Genomic DNA, 17,684 nt, shown 5'->3' on the forward strand with positions numbered 1-17,684 from the left:
CTTTTCTTCCCTCGGGAACTCAGGGTTACAGTGATCGCTCCAATTTCGCTAAGAATTGACGGCAACCGAACCCTATGAATACCTTCATTATCTCAGGTATATCGCTCGTTTCGCTGGGTTTTGATGCACCCAACCAGGTGTCTGGTCTTGCGGGACGCGCCGTCCAAGGCTAGGTCCAATGAAGTCAGACGGAGGCCTCATGACCAGAACGCCCGAAGAAATAAGCCACCAGTTGCTGGATGCCGCGCGCAAAGCGGGCGCTGAATCTGCGGACGCCATCGTAATCGACGGCTCGTCGGTTTCGGTCGAGGTCAGATCAGGCGTGCTGGAACACGCGGAACGGGCTGAAAGCACAGATCTGGGGCTGCGGGTCTTCCTTGGCAAACGTCAGGCGATCGTGTCCAGTTCGGACAGCCGTACGGAAACATTGGCCGCGATGGCCGAGCGCGCAGTTGCCATGGCGCGCGAAGCACCCGAAGATCCGTTTACAGGGCTCGCAGATGCTGATCAGCTGTCCAAAGGCTGGGACATGGATGTGCTGGAATTGTTCGATCCCACGCCGGAACCCTCTGCTGATGAGCTTATGAACGACGCCATCAGTGCCGAAGCTGCGGCTTTGGCCGTTCAAGGCGTTTCGCAGGTATCGGACGCGGCAGCGGCCTATGGAACTCATGTTGTGCATCTGGCTGCAACCAACGGGTTTTCAGGCGGTTACGCACGCACCAGCCGCTCGACTTCCTGTGTCGCCATCTCGGGCGAAGGCACCGGGATGGAGCGTGATTATGATGGCGACAGCCGAAGCTTTCAGGCTGATCTGCGTGATCCGGAAGAAATCGGGCGTACCGCGGGCGAACGCGCAGTCCAACTTGTCGGCGCCCAAAAGCCTGCAACCGGCAGCTTTCCGGTTTTGTTCGACGAACGCATCTCATCTTCTTTGATTGGCCACCTTTTGGCGGCCAGCAACGGTGCCGCAATCGCGCGCGGTGCATCGTGGTTAAAGGAATGTTTGGGTGAGCAGGTTTTACCTGCGCATCTGTCACTGATCGAAGACCCGCATCGCCCTCGCATTGCGGGTTCCAGACCCTTTGACGCCGAGGGATTGTCCACTCAACGCCGCGCCATCGTTGAGAATGGTGTTCTGACCGGATGGACCCTTGACCTATCCAGTGCACGTAAGCTGGACATGAAATCCACAGGCAACGCCGCACGTGGCGTGTCGGGGCCGCCTTCACCCAGCAACTGGAACCTCAGCCTAACGCCGGGCGACAAGAGCCGCGCCGACCTGTTGCGGGATATGGGAACGGGACTTTTGGTAACCTCGATGATCGGTTCAACGATCAACCCCAATACGGGCGACTATTCCCGCGGTGCATCGGGTTTTTGGGTGGAAAACGGCGAGATCACGCACCCCGTTAACGAATGTACCATCGCGGGCAATCTGCGGGACATGCTGATGCGGATCATCCCAGCCAACGATGCGCGCCCATACCTTTCGCGCGTCGTACCATCGTTGCTGATCGAAGGAATGACACTTGCCGGCAACTGACCTGTCCCTGCTGATAGACGCCGCACTTGAGGCCGGAAAAATCGCCACCCGTTACTCGGGCAGCGAGGCGCAGCGCTGGGACAAGCCGGATGGAGCGGGCCCGGTGACCGAAGCGGACCTCGCAGTCAATGCGATGCTGGAGCAGCGCCTGCCATCAGCCAGGCCCGGATATGGGTGGCTGAGCGAAGAAACCGAAGACAACGCTGACCGTCTCTCACGCGATCGAGTCTTTATCATCGATCCGATCGACGGCACCCGCAGCTTTGCCGAAGGGTCCCGCACGTGGGCACATTCTCTGGCCGTTGCTGAAAATGGCGTGGTCACGGCCGCAGTGATTTATCTGCCTCTGCGTGATCTGCTGTTCGCCGCCGCCCACGATCAGGGGGCAACTCTGAACGGTGAACCGGTTCGGGTTTCGCAGACGAATGACGTCCAGAAAGCCGATATTCTGGCCGCAAAACCAAATCTCGATACCCGCCACTGGCGGTCCGGGCAGGTGCCGGAGTTCAAACGCTCCTACCGACCCTCTCTCGCTTATCGTATGGCGTTGGTTGCGCAAGGCCGGTTCGATGCGATGCTAACCCTGCGCCCCAGCTGGGAGTGGGATATCGCCGCAGGCGATCTGATCCTGCGTGAGGCAGGTGGAGTATGCTCGGACCGTATGTGCAGCCCCCTGCGCTTCAACAACCCACACCCACGACTGAACGGTGTCGTCGGCGCAGGTTCAGATTTGCACCCACTCCTATGTGCACAACTCGATCCTGCGGGTACCGGCATTGACGCATGAGTAAACCACGTTCTCTCAGCCTTGCGGCCTATCGCGTTCTGTCATGGGGTGTCCCAAGCAGCAATGGACGGCAACCCGAGCCTCGTCCCGATGGAGAGCTATTGTGGATTCATATAGGCTCTCACGACCGGCTACGGGCAGTAGAGGACTTTTGTCAGCGTTTGCTTCCGGTTCGTCCCGGTTTGTCTTTGCTGCTGACCACACCGCATGATGCAGATCTCAGGGATTGGGGGGATCACAGCGGTATTCTGGTTAATCTGCCTGCAGAGCAAACAGGTGCCGCGCGCGGTTTCCTCGACCACTGGCGGCCTGACATGGGGGTCTGGATTGGTGGTGGCCTGATGCCCAATCTGATCACCCGCGCCGAAGAACGCGGCATCCCGATGATCCTGCTGGAGGCAGAAGTAGACGTCAAAGTCGGCCGAGGTGGCAAATGGCTGCCCGACATCACACGCTATACTTTCGACTGTTTTCGAAAGATTCTCGCCACTTCCGAGGCTACAGCACGACAGGTTCGAAAACTTGGCATCCCTTCGTCGAAGGTCTCAGTGGCGCCACCCCTACACATCAGTCCCGCACCGCGACCCTGGCCCGAGGATGAATTGATCGAAACAAACCATGCGCTTGCCGGCAGACCGGTTTGGCTGGCCGCTTGGGTGCAGGACAAAGAATTCATTTCTGTGCTCAGCGCGCACCGGCAAGCCTTGCGAATGTTGCCACGTCTTGCACTTGTGCTTCATGTCGCCGACATGTCCGAAGCCGAACCCCTTCATCGTCGTTTGGAAGCAATGGACCTCAGATGCGCAAACTGGGACGATGGGGATATGATCGAAGATACCACACAGGTGATTTTGACATCGGACCCTGAAGATCTGGGTCTGTGGCACCGGGTTTCAGCCGTAACATTCATGGGCAGCTCATTGGAGAGAGGTGCAGGGGGCCGCGATCCTCTGGTCGCAACCGCACTTGGATCAGCGGTGGTTCATGGTCCTTACGTGAACAAGTTCCAAAGCCTCTATGATCAACTAAGACAGGCGAATGCTGCACGCGCTGTCAGGTCTGCCACAGAACTCGGCGATGCGGTTGTTGAATTGCTGGCTCCGGATCGTGCGGCCGACATGGCACTTGCCGGATGGCAAATGGTGACCGAGGGTGCCCCTCAGGCGGATCTGCTTATCGATATGGTACAGGAGACGCTGGATCAGCGGAGAGCGGAAAATGCGGGCGCCTGAATTCTGGAATACCTCGCCGGACCAGTTGGATTTACGCGCCCGGCTGTTGGCGCCGCTTGGGAGAATCTACGCAAATGCCACAGCTCGCCGGGTGGCCTCGGATAGCGGAATCAACCCCGGTATTCCGGTAGTCTGTATTGGCAATCTGAACGCAGGCGGAACCGGAAAAACACCAACGGTCATCTGGGTGGTCGAAAAACTGCGCGATGCCTGGCACACGCCACATGTCGTTACCCGCGGGCACGGCGGTTCCCTCGAGGGTCCTGTCCGCGTTGACCCAGGCAAACACACTGCCGCACAGGTTGGCGACGAACCACTCTTGCTGGCAGCTTTTGCCGAAGTGTGGGTTTCCAAGGATCGCGCAGCCGGAGCCCAGGCCGCCGCCGATGGCGGAGCGACAGTTATCGTGCTGGACGATGGGTTTCAGAACCCATCTGTTGCCAAAGATTTCTCAATCATTGTGGTCGATGCCTCTCGTGGATTCGGCAATGGGTTATGTTTACCGGCAGGGCCATTGAGGGAACCGGTCAAAGTCGGGTTGCGACGCGCAGATTTGGTTTTGTCTCTGGGTGACAATGCAGCTCAGGAACAGTTTGTTGATCGTTGGGGTGATGTGATCACGATCCCGCACGCCGCCGGTGAAGTCAGCCCGCTTCAGACCGGAATGGATTGGAGCGACACGCCGGTTCTGGCATTTGCCGGGATCGGCCATCCCGAAAAGTTCTTTGCAACCCTTCGCCAACAAGGCGCAAGGCTCTTGCGTGCCGAGGCTCTGGACGACCATCAAACCCTGACCCCTGCCTTGATGACCCGACTGGAAAACGAGGCAAAAGCCTTGGGCGCTCAGATGGTAACCACGGAAAAAGATGCTGTCCGCCTGCCACCTTCCTTTCGAAGCAAGGTGATTACGCTGCCGGTACGTCTTCAGATCACCGAGACCGAAATGGTCAAGGACATGTTATTGCAAACAGCGCCTTCGCCATGATCAATCGTCTTCGCCCAGTTTAGGGGCCGGTCGGGTCAGGGCCAGTTCCGCTTCTGAGAAGACAAAGGGTGACCGCACACCGGGCACACCATCCAGATCGATCTTCATCCCGCGTGCGACAACCTGCGGGTCCGCCATCACTTCGTCCAGCGTGTTGATTGGACCAGCTGGAATTCCGTGGGCTTCGCAAGCAGCCAGCAGGTCAGCCTTGTCTCGCATAACAGTTGCACCGTTGAGACGAGCGATCATGACCCGCCGATTGGCGAGACGATCCTTGTTGCGCAAAAACTCGGGCGCCTCGGCCATATCGTCCAGCCCCAGCACGCGGCACAGGCGCTGATACTGGCGATCATTTCCGGTGGCGATGATGATGTGACCATCGGCACAGTCAAATACCTGATAAGGTGCCAGATTTACGTGGGCATTACCCATTCGCTGCGGCACATCACCGGTTGTCAGATAGTTCAGAGCCTGATTTGCGGTGACAGCGACCGCCACATCCAGCAGCGCCATATCCACGTGCTGACCACGTCCGGTCTTTTGCCGTTGATGGAGTGCGGCCAAAACGCCCGTTACTGAATATATACCTGTAAACACATCAGTGATCGCGACACCCGCCTTTTGCGGCTGTCCGTCAGGCTCACCCGTCACGGACATAAGCCCAGACATGCCCTGAATGATAAAGTCATATCCGGCACGGTGGGCATAAGGCCCGGTCTGACCAAAGCCGGTGATGGAGCAATAAATCAGACGCGGGTTCAGTTCTTTGAGACTGTCATAGTCCAGGCCGTATTTTTTTAGGCCGCCGACTTTGAAATTCTCGATCAGGATGTCGGCATCCGCGACCAGCGCCAGAACCTTTTCCCGACCTTCCTCGGTCGTAAAATCCGCGGTGACAGATGCCTTTCCGCGATTGGCCGAATGGTAATACGAGGCTGAAACATCATCACCTCGGGTTACAAAAGGAGGCCCCCAGGCGCGGGTATCGTCACCTGCCGGGGATTCCACCTTGATGACCTCGGCCCCAAGATCAGCAAAAGTCTGGCCAGCCCAGGGGCCAGCCAGAATTCGCGCCAGTTCTACGACCTTAAGACCGGCCAGCGGTGCAGTCATCAGCTGCCCAGTTCTTCTTCGATCAGCTTCTTGAAATCGTCGTAGGACTGGTTCTCGACTTTCTTGCCGTTCACGATGAAGGAAGGCGTGGCATTAATCCCGTCACGTTCTGCGTTTTCCTGGTACCAAGCCACCAACGTTTGCGCACGGGTACCATCCTGCAAACAAGCCTCAAGCTGGTCATTGTCGATGCCAGCCCGACGACCGATCTTACGCAGTTCGTCAACGATTTCAGCAGGCCCACCAGCGCGGGTCCATTCCGACTGACCTTCATAGATCAGATCAGTAATACCAAAGAACTTCTCGGGTCCTGCACACCGCGCGACCATCGACGCCCACAGGCCGTAACGGTCAAAATAGACTTCGCGGTATGTGAATTTGACCTTACCGGTATCAATGAAGTCTTTCTTGAGTTGCTTGTAAGCCCCGGCGTGGAAGTTCGCACAATGCGGGCAGGTATAGGATGCATACTCGATGATCTCGACAGGCGCGTCTTCGGCACCCTGAACCATTTCGACGATGGTTGACGTGTCCAGATCAGCATCCTGCGCCTGGGCAGCGCCAACCAGCAGGTTCGAAGGTGCGGTGTTGGACGACTGCGTCAGCCAGTAGCCGCCTGCGGCCACGGCGACGGCCGCACAGATTACGGTTGCAATACGGCTCATTCTCAGCCCTTTCTCAGCGTTTCTGCTTGGATAAAACGTTGCGGCCCAGTCGTTCAAGGGCCGCGCGCAAATCACCATCGTGAATATCGCGTGACACTTTGTCAGCCTCGGCGGCAATTTCTGGTGCAATTGTGGGTTTTGCCTGTTTCGGCTTGTGATCGAAACTGGCCTGCCCCTCGGCAAATCCTGTCGGAGCGGTCTGCGTAATTCTGACACGGCTGATAGCGTTATAGCCATAAACCGCATTCACCTTGTCGCGCAGCTGTTCCTTTTGCATTTCCAGCATCGGAGCCTGCGGACCGGTGGTTAGCACGGTCAGCGTCGCGCCAAACCCGCCTTTGCCATATCCCACATTCACGGGTCGCGCGATCGAGGCGGTATCCTGTCCGACAATTTCGGCCCAATGAGTCAGCAATCTTGATACGGCAAAGCCCCGGCTTTCACCGGCACGCCGTATCTTGTCGTTCAGCAAAGTCGCGGTACGTTTGAAACCGCGGGTCGAGGAACGTCTGCGCTGCATCTGGTTTCCAACTCCTGCGCCGCTATTGTAATGGGCATGCAGCCGGGCGCCAGCGAAACCCGACAGGGAGTTAGATAAAACTTGCGTGACACCAATGAACTTGATGTGAGCTCTGCCCTGTTGGAGTGGTATGACCGCCATGCCCGCGAAATGCCATGGCGAATTGGTCCAGCAGATCGGGCGATGGGTGTCCTGCCCGATCCTTATCGGGTGTGGCTATCCGAAGTCATGCTGCAGCAAACAACAGTAGCTGCTGTGCGGGACTATTTCATTCGATTCACAACCCGTTGGCCGACTGTCGAATCTCTGGCAGCCGCCCCGGATGAACAGGTGATGGGCGAGTGGGCCGGGCTGGGCTACTACGCCCGCGCCCGAAACCTGTTGAAGTGTGCGCGTGTCGTCGCCAAGGAATACGACGGGAAGTTCCCAAATACCTATGACGCGTTGCTAAAACTGCCCGGCATCGGCCCTTATACCGCTGCTGCAATCTCTGCCATTGCCTTTGACCAACCTGAAACAGTTCTGGATGGGAATGTTGAACGCGTGATGGCGCGTCTCTACGACATCCACGACCCGTTGCCCGGATCAAAGCCATTGCTAAAGGAAAAAGCTGCAGCTTTGACGCCCGAAATTCGGCCCGGTGATTACGCGCAGGCGGTTATGGATCTGGGTGCCACGATCTGCACGCCAAAGTCCGCTACTTGCGGCATTTGCCCGGTGCGAGACCCATGTCAGGCACGGCTTGCAGGGACATACTCAGAGTTGCCCCGCAAATCTCCAAAGAAACCCAAACCCACCCGATTGGGGCATGTCTATGTCGCCTGCCGGTACGATGGCGCCATGTTGATGGAGCGGCGTCCCGACAAAGGTCTTTTGGGAGGTATGCTTGGCTGGCCCGGGTCCGAATGGTCGGAAAACCCTCACGAAACCCCTCCCTATCCGGCAGATTGGAAAGAATTACCCGGCGAAGTACGTCACACATTCACCCATTTCCACCTGATACTTCGCATCTGGTCTGCCGATCTGCCTGCAAATGTGGCCCCTGACACATTGGTCATTCTCGACAAGCACGAATTCCGACCCAGCGATCTGCCTACTGTAATGAGAAAGGCCTACGATCTCTGGCGCGGCCAATAGACCGCTGTGCAAATGTAAAGACGCCGACTAATCTGCACGTGGAATTCGGAGCACCAAACATGATCGCATCTGACACCATGTCTCGTTGGCAATCTGCATTGCCCTTCTGGATTTCATATCTTCTGATTCCACTCCTCTGGTTCTCAGCTTTGGTCGGAGGATGGTGGATACTGCTGGTTCCGTTGTCGACTTGGTGGGCGTTTGCAGTTCTGGATCGGCTGACAGGCCTCAACCTTGAGAATGCGGATCCTGATACTTCGGAAGACCAGTTAAGCTGGTACATCCTGCTGACCAAGTATTGGGCGCCGGTGCAATTCGTCACGCTTTATGGGCTGATCTGGTACACGACGCACACCGACCATCTTTCGACAATCGAGAAGATTGGCCTGTTTTTCGGAATGGGCGTAATTTCAGGAACGATCGGGATCAACTACAGCCATGAGCTGATGCATCAGAAGGGTAAGCTTGAGCGCTGGCTCGGGGATATTTTGCTTGCGATGGTTCTGTATTCTCATTTCCGGTCAGAGCATCTGCTGGTCCACCATCGATATGTCGGTACGCCGCGTGATCCCGTAACGGCACGCTACAATGAAGGCTTCCACCGTTTCTATCCGCGTGTGCTGCGGCAGAGCCTTGTTTCGGCCTTCAATGCTGAGCGCAATAAACTAGCGCGCAAGGATTTGCCCTGGTCCGATTCCACAAACCCGTTTTGGCGGTACTGGGCGCTGCAGGGTGTGATGCTGTTGCTGGCTGTTTTGATCGGCGGCTGGGCTGGACTGGCCTTGTTTCTGGTACAGGCGGGAACTGCCATCTGGCAACTGGAGCTGGTCAATTATGTTGAACACTACGGCCTGACCCGCAAATATCTGGGTGAGGGGAAATATGAACACGTCCGCCCGCGCCATTCATGGAATGCGTCGCAAAAAGCGTCGAACTGGCTGCTCATCAATCTGCAGCGTCACTCTGATCATCACTTCAAACCAAGTCGCCGCTTCCCGCTGTTGCAGCATCATGCCGAAGAGGCCGCCCCACAACTGCCTTACGGGTATCCTGTTATGACCGTGGCAGCGATGATCCCCCCGCTCTGGCGGCGGGTCATGAACCCACGCGTTCGCGCCTGGAGACGTCAGTACTATCCCGAAGTGACCAACTGGAACCCTTACAACAAAGCCCAGAATCCGATGCCGCGCACGTAACCCGTACGTCTCAACCGCATCAATACTCCGGCATCAACCGACAGGCTTGTCTGAAATTATATCATCCAGACATTCATGTTGTTTTCGACGCCCCGAACAGATTTATTATCGTGTCGAGAAAACCCCGCCATCAACTCCGACCCTGTTGGGCTTTCTCGGGCGACCTGTGTGCTTAAGTCGTCGCTCATCACCACGCGCGCGCCGAATTCACGGGTCATCGCCTCCAGCTTCGCCGCCACGTTCACCGCATTCCCGATCACGGCAAACTCCAGCCGATTGGCGCCAATGTCACCCAGAACGACCGAGCCATAGTGCAGCCCGATCCCCACGTGGATTTCCGGCTCGCCCGCACGGCGACGTTCAAGGTTCCAGTGATCAATCACCTCTACCATCGAGCGGGCACAGGCCAGCGCATTGCTGGCATCCAGGGGCGTCGGTACCGGCGTACCGAAAGTGGCCATCAATCCATCACCGAGATATTTGTCGAGCGTCCCGTGATGGCGGAACACCTCGGTCTCCATCCGCGCATGAAAGCCGCGCAAGACTTCGATCACATCATACGGATCACGACCTGAGGCGAATTTCGTGAAACCCACAATATCGATGAACAGAACTGCTACATTCTCTTTGCGCACCTGCTTAAGCGGCTCGTCATTCTGGCTGAGTTCATCGACCACGTTGGGCGAGAAGTAGCGCGACAGGTTTGCTCTCTCGCGTTCAAGTCCGGCATTGGTCATCAGCAATCGGTTCAACCGCCGCATCGATACCCCAAGTGTCACGGCAACCATCAGAAAGACAATCACCTGCTGAATGCGCTGGGGTGCCATAAAGCTGTTGGGATCCAGCATCTCTGCCACATCCGGAAACCCAGCCAGGGCTTCGTTGACGCGTTCCGTGATGCCGGGAATTGGCGTGGCCACCCACCACGCGATGATCCAGCCAGCAGTCCACATCATTGCGGTCCAGGATCCGATCGCGATGACCGTACGCCAGGAATAAGCCAACGTTCCCGCCGCCAGAATGATGAAAAAGTACTGGAAATTGTCGAACCTGTACTGCATCGCCAGCGGTCGCACATCATCGCTGAACGGGTTGGGAATGATCATCCCCAGTGTCATGATCAGCAGATCCACGAATATCAGCAGCAATTCCGTTCGCGACTGCCCCACTCGACCAGCCCTGCGGATCAGCCAGCCGTTTGCGCATATGAGCAACAGAATGAAATGATACCAAAGAACATCCCAATACGGGTTAAGATAAATCAGCAAAATGCCAGTCAAACCCATCGCGATCCAGCGTGCCCGAACAGCAAGTTCCAGCCCTTCTCGCTTGTGCCGCTCCAACGCGGCTTCGGTGTATTTGTTGTCCAGATCGAAGTTGTCCGGCTGCGTGACAAAGAAACGTTCGAAACGGGATTGGTTTGCGGTGGTATCGGACATACCCAATGCTCCCTCGTTGTACTGCCGGATATGGGGATCGGTGCCCCATCCAAACACCCCATAGATGAAAACAAAAGACCCCGCCGGATACGGCGGGGCAAGGCTTAGTGCCTTGTGTCAGGCCACAGGCACCGGCGGTATGGGTGAAATCAGTTGTGCAGTTCGGCCCGGATCTGCTGACGCAGCACGTCAATCGGAACCGTTTTGCCGTCACGTTTAAAGCACCAGTAGGTCCATCCGTTGCAGGACGGCGCGTTTTCCAGATGCGCGCCAACCTGATGGATCGAGCCTTTGACATTGTCGCCGACCAGCGTGCCGTCCGCACGCACCTTGGCCTTGTGGCGCTGGTTCATGGAATAAAGCTCTTCACCGGGGCGCAGCATGCCGCGTTCGACCAACTGGCCAAAAGGTACGCGCGGTTCGGCTCGTTTGCTGGCGCTGACTTCCAGCGCTTCGCGGTCGAACTTGCGAACCTTCGAGATACGCTTTTCGGCGACCTTGCGATAGCTTTCCTCGCGTTCGATCCCGATGAACTCGCGTCCCAACATCTTGGCAACAGCACCGGTCGTGCCCGTGCCAAAGAACGGGTCAAGGATCACATCGCCCGGATTGGTCGAGCCAATCAAAACACGGTGCAACAGCGATTCCGGCTTTTGCGTCGGATGTGCCTTGTCACCGTTTTCGTCTTTGAGGCGTTCGTGGCCAGTGCAGATCGGCAGTACCCAGTCGCTGCGCATCTGCACGCCTTCGTTCAGCGCTTTCAGCGCTTCGTAGTTGAACGTGTACTTGGCACCTTCACGCTTGGACGCCCAGATCATCGTCTCATGTGCGTTGGTAAAGCGCTTGCCACGGAAGTTCGGCATCGGGTTGGACTTGCGCCACACCACGTCGTTCAGAATCCAGTACCCGGCATCCTGCAAGGCCGAGCCAACGCGGAAAATGTTGTGGTAAGACCCAATCACCCAAATTGCGCCGTTCGGCTTAAGCAGACGATGCGCGGCCTTCAGCCATTCGCGGGTGAACTGGTCATAGACACCAAAGCTCGAGAACTGATCCCAGTGATCATCGACCGCGTCGACCTGTGAATTATCGGGACGGTGCAATTGACCTTTAAGCTGCAGGTTATAGGGCGGATCCGCGAAAATCAGGTCAACAGATTCCGCGGGCAGACTGTTCATCACTTCGATGCAGTCCCCGGATAGAATCGTGTTTAAAGGGAGCGCGGTTGCGCCCTTTGTCTTGGTCGTTGTCATATCTCTGCCTCAAGTTCCACGGCGCTTTTGCGCTCATTTGGTTGAGACAAGGATGAGTCAAAGTCGATTCGCCGTCAATTTCTTTTTTGAATCAGCAGCTTACGATTTACTCTTGATACAAGATATTGTGTACCGGTTTGAACGAACGTCTATGATGTGGGGTCACGCCGAGATTTTGCAGTGCTTCTCTGTGTTGTTTTGACGGATAGCCTGCGTTCTTCTCCCATCCATAGCCGGGATGCTGTTGCGCCAAATCCACCATCAGTTGATCGCGCCAGTTTTTAGCTATTATCGAAGCCGCCGCAATCGACACCGAATGCGCATCGCCTTTGACAACCGCCTGGGCCGGAATCGCCAGACCTCTCGGGATCATGTTTCCATCGATCAGCAAATAGTCCGGCGGCGGGTTCAGGGCAGCAACTGCGCGTTCCATCGCCAGATGCGAGGCACGCAAGATGTTGTGTTCGTCAATCTCGGCAACCGAGGCTTCGGCAATGGCAAACTCGGCCCGGTCACGCACAGCCGCATCCATTGCAACACGCCGCTTGGCCGTCAGCTTCTTTGAATCATTCAGCCCCTCGGGAATATCCTTGGGGTTCAGAATAACCGCCGCTGCAACCACCGGCCCGGCCAGAGGCCCGCGGCCAACCTCATCCACGCCGGCAATTCGAAGGTACCCCTGCGCCACTGCCGCCTGTTCAATTGAATAATCCGGTTTTGTCATACCCATCCAGAACCGCGTTTCGCGCCCCGTCGCAAGACAAAAAGAGAGGGCGGCCTGCAACACCCTCTCCTGCGCGGTGCTTCTTTGGCACCGCTCCTGCTCGAAAGTAATTACTTGTAAACGACGCGGTACCCTTGCTGGCGCAGGCATGCGGGTTCATATGCCCGCTTCACCTTTTTGCCATTCCAGAAACCGACCTTGCACTCTTGCGGCAGGCTATTGGCATGTTTGTAGTGTTTCTTGAGGCATTTCGGGGCCAAAAGCGGCTGATTGTTTGAATAGGCGTCATAGGTGCGCAGGCATTGTTGCGGCAGGTCGTACCGCGCAACGTGTTGTGGCAAAGGGCGCACCGGGTAGCTGGGCTGAGCCACGTAGGGCTGTGGCGTATATGTCTGATGGCGCGTCGTCCGTTGCTTGCGCTTTTCCTGATTATAGTAGTGGACCCCTGCCCCGATGATCGCAATCGCGGCCAGACCGCCCAGAATATCATGAGCGTCAGCAGCCCGGGCCTTTGAAGCCGAAACACCAGTGATTGTGACAGCTGTTGCAACGATCAGAGCAATGAATTTCTTGTGCATGATGCGCGTCCTTTCGGATTATGGGGCGAACCGGAGATTGGCCGCGAATTCGATGCGTCAAATCTGGTCCTGCCCCCATCAGACAAGCAATAACGACGGCTTGTTATCGAATATCAGTGCCGCGAAACCCTTTGAGTTATTGAATATCACGCAAACACATGCGCAGGATGCGGCCTATGAAACAGATCGTCTCTTCTCTGACTATCGCGACCCTGATATCGCTTGGAGCCACCGTTGCGGCGGCGGAATGTTATGCCGATTACAAGGCCAAGCAGGATAACCCTCTGCGCCTGCACTACGGCGTCATGCAGGTTTCGGCCTGTGACAAAGGCCAAGCCCAGCGGGAGGTCGCCCAACGACTGAAAGCTTCGGGTTGGACCTTGCTGAATGTTCTGACCGTATTCGGATCGGAAGGATTGGATCAGAGGAAGGCCAATGCCGGAAAATTCTATCTCCGTTTCTGAGGCCCGGCGTTCAGGGGTAAGGCTTGTCGGCGCGGGTATTGCGGCGATTGTTTTGATTCTGGTCACAGCCGCCGTGTTTCTGTTCTGGACCTTGCCGGATGCGAATGCATTCAACGCCCGGGTTGAGAGACTGTTCATAGAAAGCGATCTGACGTCGCAGGCTGAAATCCGTTTGCTGGAAATACTGGCGCAATCCGGCACTGCCTTTGCCGATACGTTGTCCAGCTATCGCATGGTGATTTTTGTTCTGCTGGTCTTCGCCACAGCAATGCTGATCAGTGCATTGGTGTTTCTTGTCATGCTTGTAATGCTGAACCGGCGCATGGCTCAGATCGAACGGACAGGGATTCAGGTGACCTCTCTGCTGATCAGCCGCGAAGAAAACACTGTTTATCTGAACAACATGGATTTCAAGCTGACACCGGCCGCGATGGAGACCCTGTCTGTACTGGCGGAATCCCGACTGGATGATGAAGTTCTATCCGGTGCTCAGATCGAGGCGATGATTTCCGGCAGGGATGCAGCCGATTGTGATGAAGCCGCCGGCGCCACAAGGATCAAGAGACTGCGTGACGCGTTGGGCAATCAAATGGTCAGCGAGTTGCTGGTCAAGAACATCGCCAAACGCGGATACATGTTGTCTATCGAAAAGGATGTCATCCAGATGGTGTGATGCTGACCAATCGGTTGGCGGCCATTATCGGTCTCATTTGGTAAATTCTGCGTCGACCCTCTTGGAAATATCAACCTCAGGGCCCATCCTATAGAGGCCCGGGCACAGGAGGTTACTGATGAACGTCCACGCCACCCCAAAGATCAAAGGCTATGGGATATCCGTTGAACGGTTGAATGGTCGGATCGCCATTTATCGTGATGATACCCTGCTGGCTGAAAGCCACGATGCCAAAGTCATGTATGAAACCCGTCTGCCGCCCGCGATCTACGTCCCGCGCAAAGACGTTTGCGTCGATCTGAGCGACGAAACAGAGTTGCAGACCTTCTGCCCCTTCAAAGGAACTGCCAGCTACCATGATATCCTGTTGCCGGGTGAACAGCTTGCAAACTCGGTTTGGGCATATGAAGACGCTTTGCCCGAAAGCAAGGCTATTCAAGGTCATATCGGCTTTATGCCCGCAGCATATACAAACGTAGATCTCGGCGAAAACCAGTTGCGAGAACCCGATGATGGGAATATCAGTGGCCCGCTTATAGATTGGTTAATGCGGGGCGCTTCGGTCGTTGATACTCCGGAAGCCTTCACCAAAGCGCTCGCCGAAAAGATGCTGGATCATGGGATCGCGATTCAGCGACTCAGCATTCTGGCATGGTCCCTACATCCCCTGATCGCGGGTAAACACTACATCTGGGAAAAGGGTGAAGACGAGATTTCTACCTTCGCGCCCACGTACGAGATTTATGACCACCCCGCTTTCACCAACAGTCCCCTGCGTCATGTGTCAAACGGGCTTGGCGGGGTACGGCAGCGCCTTAACAGCGACAACCCGCATAACAGCTTTCCGATCATGGAAGATTTACGTGCCAAAGGTGCCACGGACTATGTGGCGATGCCTCTGCCCTTTTCCGATGGCCGCACGAACGTGCTGACACTTACCTGCGATCACCCCGATGGGTTCACAACCGAAAACCTGGGTCTTGTCTTTGAGTGTTCGTCCGTTATCGCGCGATACTATGAAGTATTCATGCAACGCGAAAATGCACAGGCGTTGCTTGAAACCTATGTTGGCAAGCGAACCGGCGCACGTGTGCTGGGGGGTGATATTCGCCGCGGCGACGGTGACGACATAGACGCGGCAATTATGTTCTGTGACCTGCGCAACTCAACCAGTCTTGAAGAGCAATTGGGACGCAGCGCTTATATCACACTGCTCAATGAGTTTTTCGAGACAGTCTCGGGCATAATTCACGAAAATGGTGGCGAAGTTCTGAAATTCATTGGCGACGCTGTCCTGGCTGTCTTCCCTGCCGGCGACGATGCCGCAACGGCCAGAACAAACGCCCAGCGCACCGCAATCGAGATTGTCGAACGATTGGCGGAACTTCGAACCTCGGATAATGATCATCACTGCGATTGTTCTATCGGGGTTGCTTTCGGGCGCGTCACATATGGGAATGTCGGTTCGCGCGAGCGACTGGACTTCACCGTGATCGGACAGGCCGCAAATATTGCTGCTCGGTTGGGGGAATTCGGCAAATCGGTCAATCACAGAATCGTCGTGTCTGAAGATATCGAGCCCGCTTGCAAACATGCGGTTCCACTTGGTGATGTCAAACTTCACAACGTTTCCCGACCCGTCACATCTTATGCCCTTCGCACGTCAGCTGACGCGGTTTTAGATGCATGAATTTATCCACGCTGTTCACCTTCACAGGTCTGCTAAATCCAACCCAATTTCACGCACCCAACAAAATCAGCGCTGTTTGACCCGGTGAAATCGTATTCTGGAGTTGTGCAATCTGACTGCGGGCAAGAAAGGTGTCTGTCAGTTTTCGGACTGCATCCGGATCAGAGAATTGTGATAATTCAGCCGATCCTGTCAGATCGGAAAGTTTGTCCCTAAACACGCCAAGTTGTTTGTCGATATCCATTTGAGAGAACGCAGCTGGCAGACCCAGAGCGGTCTCCATCATTTTGCGCAACGGCGGCAGACCCATCAAATCGTACCACTTTCTGGTCTCACTGCCGCTTTGTGATGCCAGATCTGACAACTTATGCTGAGCATAAAGCGCCATCCGCATCGTCTCATCAGTTTCACCGACCGAAATCTCAAACTGTGATATCAGATTGTTTTGGGCGACCACTTCCATGTTTGTGATCAGACCAGTCTTGCGAACGTCCCCGGGGCCCAACCCAAAGGCATCAGCAAATTCGCGGTACCGCTTGTCAGATAGCCTGTTCGCCAAAGCATCATCGGACCGCGTTCCATCCGACAGAATCTTTTGGACAAAGTAACGATTGTTGATATCGCCTTCCAAACCAAACGCACCCAATGCCACCTGCAACAATCTCCGATCCGAGACGAGGTCCTCAGCCGACTTCACATTGCTGATGTTCTCAAGGAAGTACTTGGTCTCCCTGTCGTTAGCCGGCGAAGCGGAGAAAGTTTGCAGTTGAGTATCATAAGTTCGCTGCATAAATCGCCAGCCTGCCACTCCCCCCGCAGGTACCACCGGTTGAAAAGTCATTGGTGGTACGCCATCAGTCGCTCTTCACGTGGCAGTAACGAGCGGAGTGATTTCAGGCATTTGTAGTATTGTTCTGCGACCAGCGCCTCGGTCGCTTCGCCCAACACGCGACGACTGTCGGCATCCGTGAATACCTGGCTCAATTCCTCGACCCGCCGCAGCAATTGCTGGCGTGCATCGCCAGCCGCCATATCTCCGGAGAGAACCAGTTGTGCTGCATAGCAAACCCGACGCACCGGCGTGTTCACCTCGTCCGGATGAATGGCATCGCGCAGTCGTAAAACGTTTGCCTGCGGCGTCATTATTGAAAAGCGACTGCGGCGGTCACCGTTTTCTATTACCACGCCGTTGATCAACACCCTCTCTTTGGGTGCAAGTTTCAGAACCAGCCCGCTCATCCGGTGGCCCTCATCTGACGCAGCCCGCGCAACACGGCCATGTTGATTTCCAGTAACGGTTCAACTGCTGCCTTGTTTCCCAAAACCTGACTGCTGTGTTGTTCGGTGAACTCCGCAAGATAGAAAATCCGTGCCCTCAGATCATGAGGCAACGCATTGTCATCATCCGAAACTCCCGTTGCCAGCAGAGTCCATAGACGCCGGTTTTCGTGCAGTGCCTGCACGAATGCACCGAAATCTGTGGCCTTGCGTGCTGCTGCCGCCTTTAGGCGATGGGTGATTTTGGAAATCGCCTCATATTCCGTATCGCGAGGTGTTCGTGTTGGAGCGGCCGTTTGCGCGTAAGCGCGTTGTGCAAGCGTTTGCGGGGTCACTGTAGATCCTTCCAATTGGCGTTCGTTGGGCTAATCAGGAATGGGGCGCAGACTTGCGCCCCATTCTGT

General features: G+C 55.9%; 19 protein-coding genes. 9 read left to right on the forward strand and 10 right to left on the reverse strand.

The window, feature by feature from the left end; all coding sequences use genetic code 11:
• Positions 1 to 199: 199 nt before the first annotated feature.
• Genes GOX61_RS20945 through lpxK form a run of 4 tightly spaced genes read left to right on the forward strand, consistent with a single transcriptional unit; the run spans position 200 to position 4,550 of the window.
• On the forward strand, positions 200 to 1,546 hold the full coding sequence (locus GOX61_RS20945; protein WP_170336856.1) for a TldD/PmbA family protein: 1,347 nt from the start codon (positions 200 to 202) through the stop codon (positions 1,544 to 1,546).
• Positions 1,533 to 2,333 carry a 3'(2'),5'-bisphosphate nucleotidase CysQ gene (locus GOX61_RS20950; protein WP_170336858.1) on the forward strand — a complete coding sequence of 267 codons (801 nt, stop codon included), beginning with the start codon at positions 1,533 to 1,535 and terminating at the stop codon, positions 2,331 to 2,333. The genes GOX61_RS20945 and GOX61_RS20950 overlap by 14 nt, the downstream gene beginning before the upstream one ends.
• The gene (locus GOX61_RS20955) at positions 2,330 to 3,565 is read left to right on the forward strand and encodes a 3-deoxy-D-manno-octulosonic acid transferase (protein WP_170336860.1); all 1,236 of its coding nucleotides are present in this window, start codon (positions 2,330 to 2,332) and stop codon (positions 3,563 to 3,565) included. The genes GOX61_RS20950 and GOX61_RS20955 overlap by 4 nt, the downstream gene beginning before the upstream one ends.
• A complete protein-coding gene (gene lpxK, locus GOX61_RS20960) occupies positions 3,552 to 4,550 on the forward strand; it encodes a tetraacyldisaccharide 4'-kinase (protein WP_170336862.1) in 999 nt (332 codons plus the stop codon). Before GOX61_RS20955 ends, lpxK begins: the two co-directional genes overlap by 14 nt.
• Here lpxK and GOX61_RS20965 read toward each other — a convergent pair whose 3' ends face one another.
• Genes GOX61_RS20965 through GOX61_RS20975 form a run of 3 tightly spaced genes read right to left on the reverse strand, consistent with a single transcriptional unit; the run spans position 4,551 to position 6,848 of the window.
• A complete protein-coding gene (locus GOX61_RS20965; RefSeq protein ID WP_170336864.1) occupies positions 4,551 to 5,663 on the reverse strand; it encodes a CaiB/BaiF CoA transferase family protein in 1,113 nt (370 codons plus the stop codon). It abuts the gene before it with no gap.
• Entirely contained in the window at positions 5,663 to 6,328 is a 666-nt protein-coding gene (locus GOX61_RS20970; RefSeq protein WP_155145849.1) for a DsbA family protein, read from the reverse strand. Before GOX61_RS20970 ends, GOX61_RS20965 begins: the two co-directional genes overlap by 1 nt.
• Before the next feature lie 13 nt (positions 6,329 to 6,341).
• Positions 6,342 to 6,848 (reverse strand): DUF721 domain-containing protein, encoded by a 507-nt coding sequence (locus GOX61_RS20975; RefSeq protein ID WP_170336866.1) that lies wholly within the window; start codon positions 6,846 to 6,848, stop codon positions 6,342 to 6,344.
• Between the two features lie 81 nt (positions 6,849 to 6,929).
• On the opposite strand from GOX61_RS20975, the gene mutY reads away from it, so the two are divergent.
• Positions 6,930 to 7,985 carry an A/G-specific adenine glycosylase gene (gene mutY / locus GOX61_RS20980; RefSeq protein ID WP_170336867.1) on the forward strand — a complete coding sequence of 352 codons (1,056 nt, stop codon included), beginning with the start codon at positions 6,930 to 6,932 and terminating at the stop codon, positions 7,983 to 7,985.
• Positions 7,986 to 8,044: 59 nt separating this feature from the next.
• The gene (locus GOX61_RS20985) at positions 8,045 to 9,181 is read left to right on the forward strand and encodes an alkane 1-monooxygenase (RefSeq protein ID WP_170336869.1); all 1,137 of its coding nucleotides are present in this window, start codon (positions 8,045 to 8,047) and stop codon (positions 9,179 to 9,181) included.
• A 56-nt stretch (positions 9,182 to 9,237) separates the two neighbouring features.
• Here GOX61_RS20985 and GOX61_RS20990 read toward each other — a convergent pair whose 3' ends face one another.
• The 4 genes from GOX61_RS20990 to GOX61_RS21005 all read right to left on the reverse strand — a co-directional run bounded on the left by GOX61_RS20990 (position 9,238) and on the right by GOX61_RS21005 (position 13,175).
• Complete coding sequence (locus GOX61_RS20990; protein WP_170336871.1) at positions 9,238 to 10,620, reverse strand: adenylate/guanylate cyclase domain-containing protein; 1,383 nt, start codon at positions 10,618 to 10,620, stop codon at positions 9,238 to 9,240.
• Between the two features lie 149 nt (positions 10,621 to 10,769).
• Positions 10,770 to 11,873 (reverse strand): site-specific DNA-methyltransferase, encoded by a 1,104-nt coding sequence (locus GOX61_RS20995; RefSeq protein WP_170336873.1) that lies wholly within the window; start codon positions 11,871 to 11,873, stop codon positions 10,770 to 10,772.
• Between the two features lie 106 nt (positions 11,874 to 11,979).
• Entirely contained in the window at positions 11,980 to 12,597 is a 618-nt protein-coding gene (locus GOX61_RS21000; protein ID WP_170336875.1) for a ribonuclease HII, read from the reverse strand.
• 110 nt (positions 12,598 to 12,707) lie between these two features.
• A complete protein-coding gene (locus tag GOX61_RS21005; protein ID WP_170336877.1) occupies positions 12,708 to 13,175 on the reverse strand; it encodes a hypothetical protein in 468 nt (155 codons plus the stop codon).
• A gap of 176 nt (positions 13,176 to 13,351) precedes the next feature.
• On the opposite strand from GOX61_RS21005, the gene GOX61_RS21010 reads away from it, so the two are divergent.
• The 3 genes from GOX61_RS21010 (at position 13,352) to GOX61_RS21020 (ending at position 16,002) form a co-directional block, all read left to right on the forward strand.
• The gene (locus tag GOX61_RS21010) at positions 13,352 to 13,639 is read left to right on the forward strand and encodes a hypothetical protein (protein WP_170336880.1); all 288 of its coding nucleotides are present in this window, start codon (positions 13,352 to 13,354) and stop codon (positions 13,637 to 13,639) included.
• Positions 13,611 to 14,312: a winged helix-turn-helix domain-containing protein gene (locus GOX61_RS21015; protein WP_155145867.1), complete on the forward strand. Its 702-nt coding sequence runs from the start codon at positions 13,611 to 13,613 to the stop codon at positions 14,310 to 14,312. Before GOX61_RS21010 ends, GOX61_RS21015 begins: the two co-directional genes overlap by 29 nt.
• 118 nt (positions 14,313 to 14,430) lie before the next feature.
• The gene (locus GOX61_RS21020) at positions 14,431 to 16,002 is read left to right on the forward strand and encodes a DUF427 domain-containing protein (RefSeq protein ID WP_155145869.1); all 1,572 of its coding nucleotides are present in this window, start codon (positions 14,431 to 14,433) and stop codon (positions 16,000 to 16,002) included.
• A 49-nt stretch (positions 16,003 to 16,051) separates the two neighbouring features.
• On the opposite strand, the gene GOX61_RS21025 is transcribed toward GOX61_RS21020, so the two are convergent.
• From GOX61_RS21025 to flaF, 3 genes are read right to left on the reverse strand one after another with little or no spacing between them, the layout of a single operon-like run.
• Positions 16,052 to 16,843, reverse strand: a complete 792-nt coding sequence (locus GOX61_RS21025) for a DUF1217 domain-containing protein (protein WP_170336882.1) — start codon at positions 16,841 to 16,843, stop codon at positions 16,052 to 16,054.
• Positions 16,840 to 17,241, reverse strand: coding sequence for a flagellar biosynthesis repressor FlbT (flbT, locus tag GOX61_RS21030; protein WP_155145873.1), 402 nt, complete (start codon positions 17,239 to 17,241; stop codon positions 16,840 to 16,842). Before flbT ends, GOX61_RS21025 begins: the two co-directional genes overlap by 4 nt.
• The gene (gene flaF, locus GOX61_RS21035) at positions 17,238 to 17,615 is read right to left on the reverse strand and encodes a flagellar biosynthesis regulator FlaF (protein ID WP_170336883.1); all 378 of its coding nucleotides are present in this window, start codon (positions 17,613 to 17,615) and stop codon (positions 17,238 to 17,240) included. The genes flbT and flaF overlap by 4 nt, the downstream gene beginning before the upstream one ends.
• Between the last annotated feature and the right edge of the window lie 69 nt (positions 17,616 to 17,684).

Origin of the sequence: Ruegeria arenilitoris, assembly GCF_013030265.1 — a bacterium.
In the GTDB taxonomy this organism is placed as follows: domain Bacteria; phylum Pseudomonadota; class Alphaproteobacteria; order Rhodobacterales; family Rhodobacteraceae; genus Ruegeria; species Ruegeria arenilitoris_E.